The sequence below is a fragment of the Arthrobacter sedimenti genome, from assembly GCF_042652025.1.
In the GTDB taxonomy this organism is placed as follows: domain Bacteria; phylum Actinomycetota; class Actinomycetes; order Actinomycetales; family Micrococcaceae; genus Arthrobacter; species Arthrobacter sedimenti.
On record NZ_JBHSDQ010000026.1, the window covers coordinates 1 to 535 of the forward strand.

Here is a 535-nt window from a genome sequence, read left to right on the forward strand (position 1 = left end):
GCCGTCGTTTCCAGGCCGGGATTCTGGCTCCGATCGGGACGAACGAGGCGACCCGGTCGGACGCGATGTTCGGGTTGCTGTCAAAGCAGGAGATGAAGGTGGCGGTCGGGGTGGGCCGAGGGTTGTCCAACGGCCAGATCGGACAGGAGATGTTTTTAGCCGAAAAGACCGTGAAGAACATGGTCTCGTCGGTGTTGGTGAAGCTGGACATGGCACGCAGGACCGAGGTCGCGGTGTTTGTCTCCGGAGCGCTTGGGAACACGGAGGACTCACTGTATGAGTATCGGCGCAGTCGTCACACGGGCTTGATTGCGGAGGTCACGGTGGCGCTTGTGATCTGCACCAGCGAGGCTGGCATCGCGCGGCAGTCCAACAGTGCGCTGCTTGTGGACGCCGTGCGGCTTGCCGATGCGCTGGCCGCGGCCGCTGCCCGGGCCCCCGGCGCGGCGTGGGCGGACACCGGCCGGAACGACGCACGAAAGTTGAAGGCTCTGAGGCCCCGGCGTCAGGGACGGTGAATCCCTGCGGCGCAGAC

General features: G+C 65.6%; 1 protein-coding gene. It reads left to right on the forward strand.

Translation table 11 applies throughout. The annotated features are described in order from the left end of the window. On the forward strand, positions 1-518 hold a 518-nt coding region (locus ACFO0G_RS19915; protein WP_376979806.1), incomplete at its 5' end, for a response regulator transcription factor. Positions 519-535 lie beyond the last annotated feature (17 nt).